The 19,102-nt window shown below is 42.0% G+C and carries 12 protein-coding genes; 6 read left to right on the forward strand and 6 right to left on the reverse strand.

The features are described from left to right. The first annotated feature begins 209 nt into the window (after nt 1–209). The gene (locus GL182_RS06350) at nt 210–1,913 is read left to right on the forward strand and encodes a DEAD/DEAH box helicase (protein ID WP_163378813.1); all 1,704 of its coding nucleotides are present in this window, start codon (nt 210–212) and stop codon (nt 1,911–1,913) included. A 128-nt stretch (nt 1,914–2,041) separates the two neighbouring features. On the opposite strand, the gene GL182_RS06355 is transcribed toward GL182_RS06350, so the two are convergent. Then, nucleotides 2,042–2,644: a Crp/Fnr family transcriptional regulator gene (locus GL182_RS06355; RefSeq protein ID WP_163378814.1), complete on the reverse strand. Its 603-nt coding sequence runs from the start codon at nt 2,642–2,644 to the stop codon at nt 2,042–2,044. Between the two features lie 118 nt (nt 2,645–2,762). Here GL182_RS06355 and GL182_RS06360 point away from each other — a divergent pair, with 118 nt between their 5' ends. Continuing rightward, nucleotides 2,763–3,011: a hypothetical protein gene (locus GL182_RS06360; protein WP_163378815.1), complete on the forward strand. Its 249-nt coding sequence runs from the start codon at nt 2,763–2,765 to the stop codon at nt 3,009–3,011. 35 nt (nt 3,012–3,046) lie between these two features. Here the strand turns inward: GL182_RS06360 and GL182_RS06365 are convergent, their stop codons facing one another. Further along, nucleotides 3,047–3,994, reverse strand: a complete 948-nt coding sequence (locus GL182_RS06365) for a ketopantoate reductase family protein (protein ID WP_163378816.1) — start codon at nt 3,992–3,994, stop codon at nt 3,047–3,049. A 353-nt stretch (nt 3,995–4,347) separates the two neighbouring features. Between GL182_RS06365 and GL182_RS06370 the strand changes: the two genes are divergently transcribed. The 4 genes from GL182_RS06370 to GL182_RS06385 all read left to right on the forward strand — a co-directional run bounded on the left by GL182_RS06370 (nt 4,348) and on the right by GL182_RS06385 (nt 8,533). After that, nucleotides 4,348–5,052, forward strand: coding sequence for a class I SAM-dependent methyltransferase (locus tag GL182_RS06370; protein ID WP_163378817.1), 705 nt, complete (start codon nt 4,348–4,350; stop codon nt 5,050–5,052). Between the two features lie 215 nt (nt 5,053–5,267). Beyond that, a complete protein-coding gene (locus GL182_RS06375) occupies nt 5,268–6,104 on the forward strand; it encodes a hypothetical protein (RefSeq protein ID WP_163378818.1) in 837 nt (278 codons plus the stop codon). After that, complete coding sequence (locus tag GL182_RS06380; protein WP_163378819.1) at nt 6,101–6,511, forward strand: hypothetical protein; 411 nt, start codon at nt 6,101–6,103, stop codon at nt 6,509–6,511. Before GL182_RS06375 ends, GL182_RS06380 begins: the two co-directional genes overlap by 4 nt. A gap of 552 nt (nt 6,512–7,063) precedes the next feature. Beyond that, nucleotides 7,064–8,533, forward strand: coding sequence for a Gfo/Idh/MocA family protein (locus GL182_RS06385; RefSeq protein WP_163378820.1), 1,470 nt, complete (start codon nt 7,064–7,066; stop codon nt 8,531–8,533). 55 nt (nt 8,534–8,588) lie between these two features. On the opposite strand, the gene GL182_RS06390 is transcribed toward GL182_RS06385, so the two are convergent. The 4 genes from GL182_RS06390 to GL182_RS06405 form a co-directional block, all read right to left on the reverse strand. After that, nucleotides 8,589–10,187, reverse strand: coding sequence for a sensor histidine kinase (locus tag GL182_RS06390; RefSeq protein ID WP_163378821.1), 1,599 nt, complete (start codon nt 10,185–10,187; stop codon nt 8,589–8,591). Next, entirely contained in the window at nt 10,165–16,599 is a 6,435-nt protein-coding gene (locus tag GL182_RS06395) for a PAS domain S-box protein (RefSeq protein WP_163378822.1), read from the reverse strand. Before GL182_RS06395 ends, GL182_RS06390 begins: the two co-directional genes overlap by 23 nt. A 368-nt stretch (nt 16,600–16,967) precedes the next feature. Next, nucleotides 16,968–17,999 (reverse strand): Gfo/Idh/MocA family protein, encoded by a 1,032-nt coding sequence (locus GL182_RS06400; protein ID WP_163378823.1) that lies wholly within the window; start codon nt 17,997–17,999, stop codon nt 16,968–16,970. Between the two features lie 13 nt (nt 18,000–18,012). Next, nucleotides 18,013–19,023 (reverse strand): Gfo/Idh/MocA family protein, encoded by a 1,011-nt coding sequence (locus GL182_RS06405; protein WP_163378824.1) that lies wholly within the window; start codon nt 19,021–19,023, stop codon nt 18,013–18,015. Nucleotides 19,024–19,102 lie beyond the last annotated feature (79 nt).

Below are 19,102 nucleotides of genomic sequence, written 5' to 3' on the forward strand. Positions count from 1 at the left end.
ATTTATGCAAAATATAATTAACTAATTTTAATGCTTTGTAAGTATATATTCTAAATATCAACACGGAATTATTGTTTATCAGAATATTTTTACTTAATTTTGCACATTATTATTAAATAAATTTTTCTCCTACGCCGTGGGGTTCCTTATTGTTGATCGACACTGGGATATTTAGGAATACCGTGGCTTTGAGAAGTAAGGAACATTTCATGGAAAACGAATTATTATTTTCAGACCTGGGGGTTTCGGAAGAAATTCTTAGGGCAGTGGAAGATATGGGCTATACCCAACCTTCCCCCATTCAAAATCAAACCATTCCTCTTTTGCTTCAGGGTGCTGATGTCATCGGACAGGCACAAACAGGAACAGGTAAAACAGCCGCTTTCGGCATTCCTATCATTGACAGGATAGATGAAAGTAAAAGCAAACCTCAGGCACTGATCCTCTGTCCCACCAGAGAATTGGCGGTACAGGTAGAGGGTGAAATAGTCAAACTCTCCAAATACAAGAAAAAAATCTCCTCCACCTGTATATACGGTGGTGAAGCCATAGACCGACAGATCCGGAGTCTGAAAAGAGGAGTTCAGATTGTGGTTGGAACGCCTGGCAGGATCATGGATCACATGGGCAGAGGTACCCTAGACCTTAGTCAGGTAGGAGTGATCGTACTAGATGAGGCAGATGAAATGCTTGACATGGGATTCCGTGAGGATATAGAGACCATATTGAGTTCTATGCCAGCAGCCAGGCAAACGGTGTTTTTTTCCGCTACCATGCCCAAACCCATTTTGGAGCTGACCAGGAAATATCAAACCAATCCGGAAATCGTTAAAGTACTCCGAAAGGAACTTACCGTAGAAAATATTTCTCAGTTTTATTATGAAGTGAGGTCAGGACTGAAAACTGACCTGATCAGCAGGCTGATCAACCTTCACCAATACAAGCTGAGTGTTATTTTCTGTAACACCAAAAGGGTAACTGACGAGGTGACGGAAGAACTCAATGCAAAAGGAGTACCTGCGGAAGCATTACATGGAGACCTGTCACAGGCACAGCGGACCAAAGTAATGAATAAATTCAGGAAAGGTCATTGTTCTGTACTGGTAGCAACAGATGTAGCTGCCAGGGGCATAGATGTAGAAAACGTTGAAGCGGTGTTTAACTTTGACCTCCCTTTAGACGAGGAAAATTATGTTCACCGGATAGGACGTACAGGTAGGGCCGGTAAAACGGGAACTGCCATCAGTTTTGTCTCAGGAAGAAGGGATGCCGGTAAAATAAATGACCTGGAAAGGTTTATAAAAACCTCCATTGATAAAGCCGCTCCTCCGTCTGTAGACCAGCTGATTCAAATGAAAAAAGATCAACTGATCAAGGATATCCACAGGCAAATTGCTAAATCCGATGAAAATCAGATTTATGAAGAAGCTATTGGCAACCTTTTGGCAGAGGGGCTCAGTCTGGAGCAGGTTGCCCTTGGATTGGTGAAACTACAGTTGGGAGAAGCTGTAGATAAATTCAAAGAAATGAACTTCACGCCTGACAGGGATCGAAGTTCAGGAAGAGATGACCGCAGGCCCAGAAGGGATCGGGATCGTTCCGATAGGGACCGCAGCAGCAGGGGTCCGCGTTCCAGCGACAGGGGCGGTAGAAAAAACAAAAAAGAAAGAGAACCAAATATGGCGCGCCTTTTCCTGAATCTTGGTAAAAAAGACCGCATTCGCCCCAATGATATTGTAGGTGCAATAGCAGGTGAAACAGGTGTATCAGGTAAAAATATCGGTGAAATTGATATTTATGATAGCTTTTCCTTTGTTGATATTCCCAAGAAGGATGTCACCCATGTGATTAGTGTTATGAATACCAACACCATAAAAGGAAAACAGGTCAATTTTGAAATATCAAAGCCCTGATGGCCCTTATAATAAATGAATAAATTGTTTAAGCCATTCTTATTTTAAGAATGGCTTATTTTTTTTAAAACTTAAATGGGTTTGCGTATAATCCTACCAACTCCGGGGCTGGAAAAAACCCTTCCATCCTATTTTCTAAGATCATTTCGAATTCGGCTCAAAGATTCGGGCTTGAGGTTCAAATAAGAAGCCAGGTATTTCAAAGGTACCTGTTGCAGGTATTCGGGATATTTTCTCATCAGGTTCAGGTACCTGGTTTTAGCATCATCAACAAGCAAAGACAACTCCCGTTTTTCCCTCCACAAATAATATTGTTCTACCGCTATCCTACCAAACTTGTTGCTGATGGGATATTGCTCATATAACTGGTCCAGGAAATTTTTATGTAAAGAAGCCAACACTGTATCCTCCAGGGCCTGAATATGAAATACGCTTGGTTTTTGCTGAATGTAGCTTGCATAGGAGCAATTGAATTCATGCTGAAAAGAGAAATCAAAGCATTTTTCCTCCCCATTGGGAAGTAAAAGGTAATGTCTCGTAAGTCCATCCAGAACAATGGATAGGTAGGGTTCCACTTCCCCCGTATTCAGCACCGTCATTCCCTTTTTGAATACTCTGATCGACAATCCTTCACTGAAAACAGCCCACTCTTCATCACTCATGGGCAAATAGGGAGACAACAGTTCCTTGGCCTTTTTTAAATGATATTCTGTTGATTCCCGGTTTTGCATATCCTATAGAAAAATTTAAAAACATCCTGACGGCTCAATTTAATTAATTAAATAACATAGGTCAATGCTATACATGTTATCGGGTAATACCTTTGGAAGGTAATCAAACGGAAAAATCATGACAAAGAACAGTAAGCAAAAGGCAGGGTTAAAAGTATTGATAAATTTCCTGCAGTATACCTTTCTTGGATCAGCCCTATTGATCATTTTATTGCAGGTGTACATTTATTCTAAATCTGAAACGACTTCCCTAATGGATCAAATGGATCAGATGGAGGGCGCCATTTACCCTTTTGTGGCCTTTTTAGTGGTCACTATACTTAAAAATAAAAAGATAATTCAACCGTACACGGATGAAAAATCATGAATAAATCCTTACTGAAATGGAAGGGTTCCCTCTATTCAAGAACCAAATCCTGCATTTTTCCTAATATTTTGGCTGATAAGGCTTTCCATCAACTCATAGGTTTCCGGAGACAGGCCATGATGTAAAGATTTAGCAATCACATCATCTATCAGTGTCTTTTTTTCTCCAAAATGGCCATCGCCTACATCCAACTGAAAAGAAGACCTGGCATCCTCAGGAAAATGACGGATCAGCTCTTGTGCTTCATTTATATCCTTATGGGAAAGGGCTACCTGATGCTTTTGAGCCAGATTTACTATTTCTTCCATTAACTTCCGCCAGCTGCTCAATAATGCCGGAGATTTCAATATCTCGCCGAAAGTCACCTCATAAGCGGCTGTCAAGGCACCTAAACTGGAAATAAAAAGGAATTTTTTCCACAGGTATTCAGCTACCTTATCGGTCTGTTCCACAGGAATCCGGGCTTTTTGCAAGGCATCAAAAAACCATTGGTGGGTATTATTTTTTGGCTTTCCGGCTACTATTTTTCCTGGACCACCCAAATGTTTTACATGACCAGGCTGTTGAACATTTGAAATCAAATAAATACAGGCATCCAGTACTTCTGCTTCGCCAACCAAAGGTCTTACCTGACTGGCTGCATCTACCATATTTTGCAGCGGGACTACCAGTGTCTTTGCTGAAAACAAGGCTTTATTGCCCATCACGGCTTCCTTCAAAGCCGGAGCTTTGGTCGCCAGCAGCACCAAATCATACGGACCTTCCTCTGCCCCACTGTACTGAAGGTAATCCGGTTCAAGGTGGCAATCATGATCTTCCGAACTAAAATGCAAGCCAGAAGATTGAATAGTCTTATAAGTAGTGCCTCTGGCAATAAAAACCAGTCGAAAAAGATCTTCTTCCCTGTTTAGTGATAATTTCGCTCCGATATAGCCACCTACTCCCCCTATTCCAAGGATGGCAATGCTTTTTTTTGCTTTCATGTGTCTATAATTTGTCTTTAAGCGGTCAGATGGAATCTTTGACGATTAAAATAATCATTGCCCTGTGTGTTTAATGATGATTTTAATCGTGTCGATTTCATGTGTTAATAATCTTTTTTTAATAGGCCACATGGATTCTTTTTTTTATGGTCAAAACCTCTGCCTCTATCCGATCAAAAGTGAAGGAAAAAAGCAGGTATAACAAATTTGGCTACAGAAACCTGGCCGAAATTAAAAATAAATTTACCATAACACGGGAATCCAATCAAAACCGGAGATTCAATTTTTTTAATACCCGGTAAATCTTTATTTTGATATCAAATCCAATTTAAATTTTAAAACCCAGATTATCCGTGAATGATTTTGCAAAAAATTGGCTTTACCAGGAATTCCAACAAACTGGTAAAAACTATGCTTCATTAGAGGAGGTAAATGTGTATGATCCCTCTCATGATGATTTCAGGAACATACAAAATGAATACGATCTGATCGATCAATGGCTGGCACCAGATAAAACCTGCCAATGGGCCGACATTGGATGTGGCACAGGAAACTTTTCTATACATTTCGCTAAAAAATGCAAAAAGATCTTTGCCATCGATATTTCCCAACCCATGCTGGGGCTTGCCCAAAAAAAAGCCAAAGAACAAGGTGTAATGAATATAGAATTTCAACACAGTGGCTATCTGAATTTCAGCTTGCCCGATAAAAGTCTGGATGCCGTCATGAGTTCCCTTTCACTGCATCATTTGCCAGACTACTGGAAAGCAAAGGCTTTGGAAAAAATTTACAGGGCCTTAAAACCAGAAGGAAAATTGTACATTTACGATGTGGTGATTCCGGATATTGATGGAGATGACGGAATTCACGGATTTATTGAACGACAAGCTCATCGTGGCGGAGATTTTCTAAGAGAAGACACCCTTATTCATTTCAAAGAAGAATATTCAACCTTTGACTGGATCATGAAAGGATTAATTACCAAACAAGGTTTCGCGCTTACCCGGGAAATTACCGAGGATGATGTACTGAAAAGGTATCTTTGTCAGAAGGAATGATTAGTATTCTCGAGTAATATGCGTTAGCAATATTATCAGCTACCTGGATAACGTTCGAAATATTGTATGGCATTTTAACATGGATTTCAGTCGACATTTTCATCGGATAAACCTGGTACCTTAACATCAAACACCAAATTTTCTTCTTAAAGGCAGCCTTCCCAGGTGTGGATACACTTTTTTACAGGAAATTTAGGTACCTTTATGTCATGCAAATGATTAAAGGATGGGCCCTTTGCCTGCTGGTATATCCATTTTTGGCTTGTACCAATTTGAAGCCCGTCCAACTGTTTTCCGAAGAGGCTTTAAAGGGATTGGATCAATTCCATGAATTGGATTATGGTTTTACAACAAGTTGCCTCGGGGATTGTACCTTTGAGAGGATCAGCCACTACAGCATTGAAAGGAATATCCAGTGCAATTGTTCCGACTATGAGAAAGCGGATTCATTGGTTAGCGATTTATATCAGACCTTAATAAATTATTGGGATGGATTATACCGTTTATCCTCCTCAGAGTTGATTCGGTATCAGTTGGATATGCCTGCAGCTAGTTTAGCTGGAGCGGGCTGGAACCAACTTGACCCTGAACAGTTGAATGCCTATCAAAAACTTTCTGAAATGGGTATAAATGCTGCAGCAGGAAAATACAGAAGGAAAAAATTGGTCCGTTACATGAATGAGGCGGATCCTCACATCAGTTTGATCAGTGAAAAGCTTACTTTTGTATTGGAGAAAAACCTATTGGGAATTCTTGATATACAAGAGGAAAGCTGGTACATGTATTATAAGACCCAGGTATTGGATGCCAGCCTAAATACTATAGAAAAAGAATTAGCTGCTGAAAGGTATTATCAATTGAAGGATAATGCGGCAAGGATCCGCAAAAAAACACTTTTATTGGTACGTATTTTGCACCACCTTTCGGAAACGCATCACTTATTTACGGCTGAAGACATGAATATTAATGGGGATATTTTTAAAGATGGTGTTCGGTCACTGGCAAACGATTTAAATGAATTACATTATGCACTTGAGCAACTGAAGCAATGAAAGAAAGATTGGATAGCGTATTTTTGAGCCAATTGGCGGATGACTTTTTAGAAATAGCCAAGAAATTCAATGATTTCCGCTTTGAAAAAATAAGCCAACAGGAAATCAGCCAGGACACCTTTATAGAAATGGGTAAGAATGCTAGGGTACTGATGGATACAGCCCGGGAAATGAAATTACTCTCCACCCTCATCGTGGAAAAAGAAACAGCAGCGGCACTGCAACATCTTAAAGCCCTCAATCAGGAGATAAAGGAAACCATAACTTCCTTGAAACAAATTCAGGTCGCTTTTGACCTTATCGGTGGACTTGGAGCTTTGGCTCTGGCTATTGTAGAAAAAAACCCCGCCACCATTTCAGACAAAATCAATGGTTTAATGGCCCTGTTAAAAAAAAAAGCAAGCTAAACTCCGACTCCAAAAAATCTCCTCATAAAAAAGTGCCAGGGGAAGGGATTGAAAATGCTTCGCCAGTCTGCTTTTCAAATCATCCCGATATCAGAAGTGATTATGAATTTCCTTAACCAATAGAATACAAAGGTTTAACCCGAAATATGCATTAGGAATTCTATTCCAGACTGAAATTACTTCAAAATCAGTCAATCGTTGCAGTTTTCAACTTCACCATAGCGGTGCTAGTTTGCAAACTGCCTGATTTTCTTGCAATTTCAACCTTCATAACGAAACCTAATACATGATCTGGGTTTAAGCCCTAAGGAAAGGAAGAATTAACCCATTTTAAAATTAAAATTTTGCTATGCTCGGAGAACCCATAGTACCCTTGGGAGCCAGCAATTAACCGGATCCAATAAACACCTGATCTATTTCGTTTCAAAAAAGTAGCCTATGGGTAACCTTTCATATACCAATTTGGGCACGGCCTGTATTAAACCGAGAATTCCTGAAATATTTCATCAATTATTTTTATTTTAGACCGTTCGTTTAATCAAAAAATATAAAATGAAGAAAAACAATACGCCCGATGACAGTAATTCCAGAAGGAATTTTCTGAAAACATCCGCAACTGCAGTTGCTGGATTCTACATTGTACCCCGCCATGTGCTTGGAGGTCCAGGATTTAAGGCTCCCAGTGACAAACTCCGCATCGCAGGAATAGGCGCCGGAGGAAAGGGTTACAGTGATATCAGGAGTTTTTACGAAAGCGGCAATGCAGATATAGTGGCCTTGTGCGATGTAGACCCTGAAAGGGCTTCCCGTAGTATAGAAGCTTATCCTAAAGCTAAGTTTTACAAGGATTTCAGAGAAATGCTGGATAAGGAAGGCAATAACATTGATGCAGTCTCGGTATCTACACCTGATCACAACCATGCCGTTCAAGCCCTAACGGCTATGAAAATGGGCAAGCATGTCTATGTGCAAAAGCCACTTACACATACCATTCAGGAGGCCAGAATGCTAACAGAAGCGGCGGAAAAATACAAACTGGTCACCCAAATGGGTAACCAGGGGTCCTCCGGAGATGGGGTACGGCAGATGCGTGAATGGTATGCTGCCGGCTTAATCGGAGAGGCTACTAAAGTACATTGCTGGACAAACAGGCCCGTATGGCCTCAGGGTGTTCCCTGGCCTGGTGAGTCGGGCAAAAAAGCGCCCAAAAACCTGGATTGGGACTTGTGGTTGGGAACGGCAGAAGAGAAAGGGTATGTAGAAAACCTGCATCCATTCAATTGGAGAGGCTGGTGGGAATTCGGTACGGGTGCACTGGGAGATATGGCGTGCCACATCATGGAACCTGCCTTCCGGACTTTGGATCTCGGCTATCCTACTGAAGCGGAATGCAGTGTAGGTTCTGTGTATACGGGTGAGTTTACCCAGGGGTATTTTCCTAGAAGTTGTCCTCCCTCCTCTCACATTACCCTCAGGTTTAAAAAACCTGGAGGAGATGATTTGGAATTTCACTGGATGGATGGCGGAATCAAGCCCAGCAGACCGGAGGAATTAGGACCCAATGAGCAAATGGGTGATGGCGGAAATGGTGTGATCATTGAAGGTACCAGAGGAAAAATGATGTGTTCAACCTACGGTATTGACCCCAAATTGCTACCTACCTCCATCAATGAAAGTGTAAATGTTGCTCCCACTCTCCCCAGAGTAGAAGGAGCTATCGGTGGCCACTATGCCCAATGGGTAAATGCATGTATAGCCGGGCATGGAAGTAAAGAGTACAAAGAACTCAGTTCTCCGTTTTCTATTGCAGGTCCATTGACTGAATCTGTTCTGATGGGTAACCTGGCCATCAGAAGCTACGATTACAGGGAAGAAAATCCCAATGGAAATGGATACATATACCCGGCAAGAGACATCAAATTGATCTGGGATGGCCAAAACATGAAAATCACCAATTTTGAGCCGGCCAATCAATTTGTTAGCAAATCATATAGGGAAGGGTTTGAATTGCCCACCGTTTAAACCGGATTCAATTTACCATTCCAATAACCAAAGCCACTATTATTTAGTGGCTTTTTTATTTGGGCAGGGTAAAGTAAAAAGTAGTACCCACACCCATTTCCGAATCCAGCCAAATCCTACCCCCGAAATGTTCTACAGTCTTTTTGACTACAGCCAAACCAATCCCCGTGCCCTCATAGGATTCGAAGGAATGCAAACGATTGAACATCAGGAAAATTTTTTCATGGTAGGCTTTATCTATTCCTATGCCATTATCTTCTATTGAAAACAACCATTCGTTCCCCTGGGAATCCAACTTGATTTTAATCAGAGGAGATTCATCCTTTTTGCTGTATTTCAATGCATTTCCAATAAGGTTCTGAAATAGCTGCCCCAACAGGTATTTATCTACCCATACTTCAGGCAAATCTTTATAATGAACTACTGCTTTTTTCTCCCGGATCTGCTTCCGGTATAGGTGCAGTACCTCGTCAAGTAAAAAGGCTACCTGAATACGGGGATTTTCCTCAAGATTCTTTCCCACCCGTGAATAGGTAAGCAGATCCAAAATAATCTGCCTCATCCTGCTGGCACCATCTACAGCAAAATGAATATATTGCATTCCTTTTTCATCCAATCTCTCCCCATACTTGCGACCAAGCAAGGCAATAAAACTACTGATCATCCTCAAAGGCTCCTGTAAATCATGAGAGGCTACATAAGCAAATTGTTCCAGTTCCTCATTAGACCTGGATAAGTCATGGGCTTTCTTCTCAAGTGCCTGATTCAGTTCATGCTGTTCTTTGCTTTTTTCTTCCACCAACATCTTAAGTTTTATCGGTTCAGTAGTCTTTTGGTAAACAAAAAGCCCAACCATACCGGCGAAAACCAATCCAAAAACCAAAAATATGAGGGTATTTCTGAAATAGGTAGGATGCCTTAACTTAACATAGAGGTACCAATCTCCTTCTTCAAAAAATGCTTTATGAACTATTCCTGTTTCAAAATCAGGGTCCTTTTCAAAATCGAACAAGGGATAAGCATCAAACCCATCCAGTTTGGCCAGTTGATAGATATAGTTTTCACTCATCCCCTTATCATCAATTTGCAGGGAACTCTTGAGTGTTTCCATTCTGATGATCACAGCGGTAAAGCCCCAGAAAAGACCGTCTTTGAATACAGGTAATCTCCCTACCAGACCCAAACCTCCCTGCCTGAGTTCAAAAGGACCCTCAAAATACAATTTCTTCCGTGCAATCGCCGAATCAGCTGCTTGAAGGTGATTGATGTCCTCAAAAATATTATAACCGATTACTGATTCATTACCTTCCAGAGGAAAGGTTTTGATAATGGTTTCCGCTTCCACCAATTGAAGGGCGTCCAGGGTAGCATTTTGACTTAAAATTTTCCGACTAAGGGATTCAAAATCACTTTCTGTCAAACCTTTTTCTACCATATAAGCGAGCAATTCCGTGGAACTGACACTATTGGCCAAAGAGATAGACAAAAGGTTCTGTACTTTGGAAGCTTCCTCCCTGACCAGCATGGTTTCATTGGCCTTTTCCATCGTATAAATCCGCTTTGACAGTAAAAGTGCCAACAAACTCAACGACAAGAAAACAGTCCAACCCCATTGTAAGGGAGTAAATTCCTTAAACCTTTTCCACACTGTCATTTTCCACTTTTGGCCAAGTAAAATAAAAAGTACTCCCTTTTCCCTCCTCCGATTCAACCCAGATCTTACCTCCCAGGTTTTCAATGATTTTCTTGACGATAGCCAGACCCATACCCGTCCCTCCATACTTTTCCTTGTTGTGAAGACTTTGGAAAATAATAAATATTTTCTCATGAAACTGAGGATCAATCCCCAAACCGTTATCCGTTATCGCAAAAAGCCAGGTATCCTTTTCTGAACTGGCAGAAATGTGAATCTTTGGAGGCACCTGCTCCTGGCTGTACCTCAACGCATTTCCTATCAGGTTGCTAAACAATTGCGTCATGGGTGATTTATAGGTAATCAGAGCAGGTAAATCCTGGTAAGTGATGCTGGCCTTTTTTTCTGAAATAATCTTTCGGTGTAGCAGGCAAACCTCATCCAAAACTTCATCCAAGTGGATGATTTTCAACCCTTCATCATTTTTACCTACCCTGGAGTACTCCAGCAAATCAAGGATAATCTGACGCATGCGCCTGGCACCTCCTACGGCAAAGTTGATGTATTGGTGGGCTTTTTCATCCAGCACATCTCCGTACTTCTTTTCCAACAGCCCGATAAAGCTGCTGACCATTCGCAGAGGTTCCTGTAAATCATGGGAAGCCACATAGGCAAACTGTTCCAATTCCTTGTTGGAAATTTCCAGTTCTTTGGCATGTTGTTCCAACTGCTGATTCAAGGCTTGCAGGGACTCCTCATATTCCTTTCGATAGGAAATATCTGTCATGGCACCAACCACCCGGCTTACCCTGCCTTCCTGGTTTCTGATAAAAACCGCCCGGTCCATGACGAAGGCATAATATCCATTGGCCATCAAAAACCTGTACTCCTCAAACCAGCTCGTCAGGGTTTCACTTTTAAAAAATTGCTGTATTTTATTGGCCACCTTTTCCCGATCATCCGGGTGAATGAAATCCACTAGAAGATCCAAGGTAGGTGTAAGGGAATCCAGATCATAACCAAACAAGGTGCTAAACCCTTTTCCCCAAAACAACCGGCTATTTTCGACATCGAAATCCCAGATAGCATCATTGGTAGCCTCCGCAATTTTTTCAAATCGCTCATTTGATTGGCGGACATTTTCAAATGCCATTTTCTCCTTCGTAACGTCCTTGACAAACACACTCAGTCCATCTTCTGAAGGATAGGCGTTTACCTCCAGCCAACTATTCAAAGGTTCAAAGTACTCTTCGATATGAACCGGAGACTTCGTTGCCAGTGCATGAAGGTATTGCCTCTGAAATTTAAATTTCTTTGCATCGGGAAATACTCCAAACAAGTCCTCTCCCAAAAGACTGGCTCGGTTTAAGCCCATAAGCTGCTCTGCCCTATGGTTCCAATAGCGAATTTTCCAGTCCTTATCCAGTGCAAAAAAAGCCTCTCCAATACTTTCTAAAATGGCATTTTTTTCCTCAAAGGATTGCTGTAGTGCCAATTGGCTTTTTCTTCGCTGAATGGCTGAGGAAAGGTTAGAGACAATGGTTTGCAAAAAGGACAATTCATTTTCAGACCAACTCCGCTCTTTGGCGCAATCGTCAAATCCCAACAATCCATTTAACTCATTGTCTATCATGACTGGCGCAGCTAAAGTGGAGACAATACCCTGGGACTCCAGTATATCTTTCAATTTGCCGGATGGCAAATCCTTCCGATTCTTTGCAAAGGTTTCTCCGTTTTTTAGCCGTTGATAGATGTCAGGATAATCATCCAGAGGCATATTTTGGAGATCGGGATTATGAAGTTGAGAAGGTATTCCTTTTCTGGACCATTCAGCTGTTTGACTGATTACCGGCATTTCATTTACAGGGTGTAGGTGACATTGAAAAAAATACACCCGATCGACGCTGATCGCTTTTCCCGTTAGTTCCAAGACCTCATTCAAAACCTGATTCCAATCCCCTACCAATAAGAACTTACCAATCACCCGGGAAATTACTTCCAATAAACGGTTATTTTTGGTAAGTTCGATTTCATTGGTTTTTTGCTTATGAATATCCTGAAAGGATCCGAACAATCGCCTACACTTGCCATCTTCATACTCTGCTTTCCCTATGCTTCTTACCCATTTTTCATTCCCCGCATAGGTAATTAGTGGAAGTTGCACATCCCATGGATTACCTGATTGAATCGTTTCATTAATGGTCTCTTTTAAAAATTCCCTGACATCCGGACGATAAAAATTTATAGCTTCTTCAAGTGTCGGAAATTGATCCTTGGGGAGTTCGTAAATTTCCCTGGAAGTTGATGAGAGAAACAATTTATTGTTTATCAAATCTATCTCCCAGCTTCCTACCCGGGAAAGCTGGGAAGCATTATCCAGTAACTCCTGCAATTCCACCATCTCGGTAATATCGTGTCCGTAGGAAAAAACCAATCCTTCTTCTCCAAAAACTTCGGAAGAATTCCAGGAAATCCATCGAACAGCTCCTGACTTGGTACGGTAGCGGTTTACAAAATTCCGGGTCTTTCGTTCGCTCGAAAACATTTCCGGCATCTCACTTTTTGTTTTTGCCAGGTCTTCAGAATGAATAAAATCCGTAAATGGTTTTGAAACCAACTCTTCGGATGAATAGCCCAATAACGCACAGAAAGCAGGATTAACCTTTACGAAATAACCATCAGGATCCGTGATGGCCAGAATCTCGGGTGCACTTTCAAATAACAACATCATTTCTTCTTCCTGCTGTTTCCGCTTGATCTCAGCCCCCAAAAATGCTCCCAAAGGATGGAATACCTGACTATCGATCAAATTGTCACCACCCTGTTTCTCTCCAAAAAGCAACACCACGCCCACCACTTCCTCTTTTTGAAAGAGAGGAATTCCTGCGGCCTCTCTCAAATTCCCCGAAGTGATCAGCTTTTTACGGTTAAAGTATGAAAGGTCCGATAAATTTTCGAAAACCTGCAGGATTCCATCTTGCCATATCTTGCCCGGGAGCCCGCTTCCATAAGCGAAACTACCGGTATTCCCAGCTATTTGAGCCAGTTTATCGTTTTGCCAATGGCTCTGAACCAAATTAATCCGCTTGCCCTTGATACCGACCATCCAGATTTCTCCACCCGAATAGCCTCCATAGCGGGATAGATAGGCCAAAACTCCAGAAAGTGTTTCATTTAGGTTGATTTCATTTTTGAAGAAACTGGAAACTTCATATTCCATTTCCCGTAGAAGCGACGCTTTTTTTACTTCCGAAACATCCCGCAATACACCAATCATTCGCACAGGTTTTCCCGACTCGTCCCGGATCAGATGCCCGATCTCCTCGGTATACAAGTAGCCACCGCGTCTATGACGAAAGCGAAAATCTTTGTGCCAACGGTTTTGATCAGAATCAGATAAAAAATTATCCCAGTCCCTTTGGTGGTTTGCGGAATCAATAGGATGCATAAATTTCGGCCAGTCGGAGATTTTTCTAACTTGCTCTCCTTTTTCAAAACCAAAAATTCGGTAAAAACCCTCTCCCCATTGGAATTCATCGGCCACTACATCCCATTCGTAAATAGCATCTTTGGTGGCCCTATTTACATATTCATACCGCTCATTATTTTTCTTGAGCTCCCTTTCGAATTCGATCCGCTCGCTGATATCAATACCCATGCATTGTATCTCCTGAGGATTCCCGTGGCCATCCACCATACAAATAAAATCCCATAGGGTGGTAACCGTACCTCCCCCCTGCTTAGGTTTATCAATTTCGATTTTGAAAACTTTTTCCGGAAGGGCCAGGCATTTCTCTACAATAGCAATCACCCTTTCCTGATCATGCTCACAGATGGAGGGCATGCAACTTTTCCCGATAATTTTTCCATCAGGATAAATCCATCCAAAGTCGGCTATGAATTTTTTATTTACATACGTATAATTTCCTTCCAGATCGGTCCTGATGACAAAATTGGTTTGTGATTCGTAAAATCCCCTATACCGGGCCTCACTCGTTTTGAGTTTTTCCTGGGTCGCAATCAAATGGGTAATATCTATGCTGTTAATTACGACTCCTTTGACTGCCTCATCTTCTACCAGATTGGTAGCCACACTTTGAAGCCAGCACCAACCTCCACCTTTTACCCTGTATCGGTATGGGGAAGATTTTATCCGTTTCTGATGAGCTATATTCCTAAACTCACTTTCAGTTTTTTCCAAATCATCAGGATGAAAAAATTCACTGGCCCTTTTGCCGATGAGCTCCTCTTCAGAAAAACCTACGATTTGTGGGAAATTTGGACTGACATATAGGTATTCTCCATCCAGGTTTAAAATAGCCGTCAAATCCGCCCCTTCCTGAACCATGGCTCTAAATCTTTTTTCACTCAAGGCAAGTTTCTTATCAGAAACTATTTTCTCGGTTACATCTCTTGAATTGGCAACTACACCTTGTATAGAGGGGTCATCCATCATGTTGGTCGCCACTGTTTCAATCCACCTCCAGCTACCGTCCAGGTGTTTAAACCTGAAGGGTGGAATGGCAATTCGAAAAGAACTTTCTAAAGCAGAAAAATAAGAAATAATCGTATCCTTATCCTCAGGATGAATAAAATCAAAAGCATTTTTATCAATAAAGTCCTGCGGAGATACACCTAAAATATTGGTAGATGTGGGGCTTACATAGCGGTAATTGCCTTCAACATCCAAAATAGCGATCAGGTCACTTCCATTTTGCACCAGAGACCTGAAACGTTGTTCACTTAATTGTAATTCCTTTTCAGCCAACTTCCGTTTCGTTACATCCACCATTAATCCCCGGAGGAAAGTCTCACCATCTTTCTTGTTGATGGTAACCATATCATTGAACCATACTTCACTCCCATCAGCGGCAAACATCCGGTATTCAATATTATGGTTGCGACCCTTCTTTATCTCACGTTTGGTAAATTCGATCACCCTATCTTTGTCTTCGGGATGAAGGTGATTTTCCCAAAAATTTGCCTCTGATTTCCAATCCTCCGGAGAATATCCCAAAATTGCGGTAGCCTTTGGGCTGACATAGGTCAGCTTAAAGTGCTGATAATCAGATTCCCAGACAATACCATCGATGGTACTGATCAAATCCTGGATTTTCTCATTGGAAGATTGAAGCTGATTACGACTTACTTTTTGGTCTATATAGATACAAATATTCTGGATAACAATTTCTAAAAGTTGGTATTCTTCCTTATAAAATGGGTTATCCTGAAGATCAGGCGCGTTATCCTGGTAAGCTACTGTTATTTTCAGGGTTTTTCCTTCTTCTGTACTACAACTGGCAGTTTGTATCCATCTAGAGGGGTTGAAATCTGGCGTAGAAAAATTTTCTTGCCCATGCTGGATCCTGGCAGCAGCAAGCTGTGGGAATCTCCATCCTGAAGGCAAAATTTCCACTGCTTTTTCAAGAAATGTATTAACATCGTATCCAGAGTTCCTCAATTGGGTGATCTGATGCAGGCATTGTTGTTCTTTTATTCTTTCCTTGAGTGAAACTAAGGTGTCATCCAGTTCCCTCTCTGCCAATTTTCTATCCGTAATATCGGTATGCGTACCCGACATCAAGAGCGGCTTGCCCTCAACTGACCATTTCACTACCCTTCCCCTGTCATTGATCCACACTTCGTGACCCTTTTTGTGGATCATGCGGAGTTCTATATCATAATATTCCGTCTTTCTATCAAAGCAATCTTTGAGGGCCGCATCGGAATGTGCCACATCATCCGGATGTACCAGCTTGTACCAGGTATCCATGTTTACCGGCTGCAATTCTTCCAGGGTATAGCCTACAATTTCCGCCCACCTGCTGTTGATCCGAACTTCACTGGTCTCAATATTCCACTCAAAAGTACCCACCCTGGTGGCTTCGATGATATTATTTAACCTGTTTTTTTCCTCCTGAAGGCTATCCTTGGCCTCTTCCAATTGGAGCTGCTTTTTTCTCAAATCCAGCAACTTGATTACCTGATCAGCCAAAGCTTTTAAAGAAGATTTTTGGCTGTCATTGATTTCCCGGGCTTGGGTATCAATCACACACAAAGCTCCAAAGGCCTGTCCATTGGATGCGTGCAGGGGTACTCCTGCATAAAATACAATCCCGGGGCCACCCAGCACCAAAGGATTATCCCTGAAACGGGGGTCTTTTCGTGCATCCCTTACAATAAAAATATCCTCTTTGCTATTGACTGCCTGTAAGCAAAAAGATTGGTCTATGGGAGTCTCCTGAAGATCCAATCCGCGGTGCGCCTTAAAAAATTGCTTCTCGGTGGTTAAAAAAGTAATCAATGATACCGGTGCCTGACAGATTAACGAAGCTAAACCGACAATATCATCAAATTCCTTCTCCGGAAGTGTATCCAGAATTTGGTAGGATTCCAGTTCCCCCAAGCTTATAAAACCCTCATTCCCTTCCATATAAAACAAAAATTTGCACTAAGTACTCCTGATTATTCGAACACCGGTAAAATAATTTAATCTCATACCTAAGGTACTATATCTATTCAAATGACCAAATTTTTATCAAAAAACAATATGAACATTAAAATAGTGTACCCACCATTAAAAATACAAATTTACCTAAATGTTTGTCTTAATACCAGCCATCACAAACTAATAAAGCCCTTTTCAATGGATTTTTACCGAAAGAATACCTGTACTTTGCTTTTAAATTAATAGTTTTGATTCAAAAAATTATCTCCTCAAAATAAATGAAGGCGAAAAAATAGTATACGAAAACTTTTAACCAATTAAAAAATCAACCGGTATATCATAATAATTTAAACCTATAATTCTATTTTTTTATTTTTTTCTGATGAGTCATAAATCCCTAAGATCAAAGCCAGGGATCTTCTGGCATCTTTACCGGTTACCATAGGAGTCCTGTTTTTCCGAATGGCTGCCACCATGTCCTCCACCTGTCCCTGGTGCAATTTATAGTCTATCGCCATGGGGTCTGAGGCACCGCTTCCTCCCGGATTGGTTGCGACTAAGGGCTTATCTTCCTCTCCTTTTACATTCCAGGCCACAATTTTCCCCGCTTCCAGAATGATATTTCCTTTATCCCCATAGATTTCCAGCCGCTCAGGGTTACCGGGGTAAAGGGAGGTACCACCGGTAATGGTTCCCAGGGCCCCATTTTTGAAGTTAACCACGGCAGCACCCAAATCCTCTCCCTCGATTTCGTGGACCATGGTCCTCACCTGACCATATACAGCAGCAGCATCTCCCATAATATCCAACAACAAATCAATGGTATGCACCCCCTGGTTGATCAGGGCTGCTCCCCCATCCCCTTCCTTGGTTCCTTTCCAGCTACTGGATGTATAATAGGAGGGATCCCGGTACCAATTAATGGCAGCTGTTCCCATCAGCAGTTTCCCTATTTTACCTGCATTTACAGCCTCCTTCAGTTGCAGGTAGCCAGGCTTTAACCTGTTTTGAAAAATTACACCCAATTTAACTCCCCCTTCCTCACAGGCCCGTATCAATTGATCAGCCCGTGCCAGGCTCACCTCTATGGGTTTTTCCAAGAGGATATGTTTTCCTGCCTTAGCCGCAGCAAGGGCAGGCTGCAGGTGCTGTCCGCTATGGGTACAAATGCACACTACGTCCAAATCTTTCCTTGCTAAAAATTCATCCAGGTCATGGTCTGCCGGTACCTTAAACTTTTCAGCAGCTTGTTTGGCCCGCTCCCTGGTGGAACTGCATACTGCCAGCAATTCACTGCCTTCACAAGCTGCTATGGCTGCAGCATGCATTCCGGCTATGGCCCCTGTTCCTATAATCCCAAATCCTAATGGTCTGTTTTGAGTCATCTTCTTCTTACGCTTATTTATTGTAATAATTCTTTGTTATTTCTTCCATTACCCAATTGGTTCGTGCTGCGGTCTCTCCCGTACTTGGACTGGCATTTTCCCTACCCAATAATTCTTCTACAATTGATTGTATCAAAAAATACTGAATATTTTCGGGCATGTCAAACGTAAATTCCTGTGCTTCTTCCCCGTCTTTACGGAGGGTAAGCGAGGTGCCCCAAAAACAGGGGAAACTGATTTCACCTGCCGTACCAATAATCTTGATCTCGTCTTTTTTCGATGATTCTCCCGTGGTAAAACACCAGTTTCCATTACCCAAAACCCCGCTTTCAAACTTAAAATTAGCCAATACGATGTCTTCTGCCGGGTATTCACCGGCCTGGTTCCCGGCTATTCCACTGACCTCGGTTATGGGACCAAACAAAAAATCCAGGTAATCCAACTGATGAGAACCCAAATCGTAAAAATATCCCCCTCCGGCTACCTCAGGATCAATGCGCCAGTTGGCTGCCTTATCCTCCTTCATGTCCGGATGCCTGGGTTGGTTGATGGTAATGTTGACATAGCGGACCTCTCCGATTTCTCCTGCCTCGACCAGTTCTTTTACTTTCAGAAAATTGGGTAGGGTTCGACGGTAATAAGCGACAAATAGCGGCACTTCCGCCGCCTGACATACCCGGATCATTTCCTTGCATTCCTGGTAATTACGGGCCATCGGCTTTTCGACATAAACCGGCTTTCCCGCTGCTGCTGCCTGTTTAGTCAACTCCAGGTGGGCATTGGGAGGAGTGGCGATGTAGATGGCATTGACCTCCGGATCGTTGATCAGCTTTTGGGCATCATCATACCATTTGGGAACCCCATGTCTTCGGGCATAATCTGCGGCCTTTTTCCCATCCCGACGCATGACCGCCACTAAGCTGGAGCCCTTTACCTTTTGCATGGCTGGTGCACTTTTCTTCTCACAAACATCCCCCACACCAAGAACACCCCATTTTACTTCTTTACCTTCCATTTTCTTCATAAGGCTAAACTTAGGAAAAAGTTTTTAAATGTGTAACGATGGCAGCAGTAGATTTCTGCTTACTACCAAATCAAATTCA

Source organism: Cyclobacterium sp. SYSU L10401 (genome assembly GCF_010993705.1).
GTDB lineage: Bacteria > Bacteroidota > Bacteroidia > Cytophagales > Cyclobacteriaceae > Cyclobacterium.

Coding starts and splice junctions, on each gene's coding strand:
- GL182_RS06350 (WP_163378813.1), top strand. CDS start 210: ATGGAAAACGAATTATTATTTTCAGACCTGGGGGTTTCGGAAGAAATT.
- GL182_RS06355 (WP_163378814.1), bottom strand. CDS start 2,644: ATGCAAAACCGGGAATCAACAGAATATCATTTAAAAAAGGCCAAGGAA.
- GL182_RS06360 (WP_163378815.1), top strand. CDS start 2,763: ATGACAAAGAACAGTAAGCAAAAGGCAGGGTTAAAAGTATTGATAAAT.
- GL182_RS06365 (WP_163378816.1), bottom strand. CDS start 3,994: ATGAAAGCAAAAAAAAGCATTGCCATCCTTGGAATAGGGGGAGTAGGT.
- GL182_RS06375 (WP_163378818.1), top strand. CDS start 5,268: ATGATTAAAGGATGGGCCCTTTGCCTGCTGGTATATCCATTTTTGGCT.
- GL182_RS06380 (WP_163378819.1), top strand. CDS start 6,101: ATGAAAGAAAGATTGGATAGCGTATTTTTGAGCCAATTGGCGGATGAC.
- GL182_RS06385 (WP_163378820.1), top strand. CDS start 7,064: ATGAAGAAAAACAATACGCCCGATGACAGTAATTCCAGAAGGAATTTT.
- GL182_RS06390 (WP_163378821.1), bottom strand. CDS start 10,187: ATGACAGTGTGGAAAAGGTTTAAGGAATTTACTCCCTTACAATGGGGT.
- GL182_RS06395 (WP_163378822.1), bottom strand. CDS start 16,599: ATGGAAGGGAATGAGGGTTTTATAAGCTTGGGGGAACTGGAATCCTAC.
- GL182_RS06400 (WP_163378823.1), bottom strand. CDS start 17,999: ATGACTCAAAACAGACCATTAGGATTTGGGATTATAGGAACAGGGGCC.
- GL182_RS06405 (WP_163378824.1), bottom strand. CDS start 19,023: ATGAAGAAAATGGAAGGTAAAGAAGTAAAATGGGGTGTTCTTGGTGTG.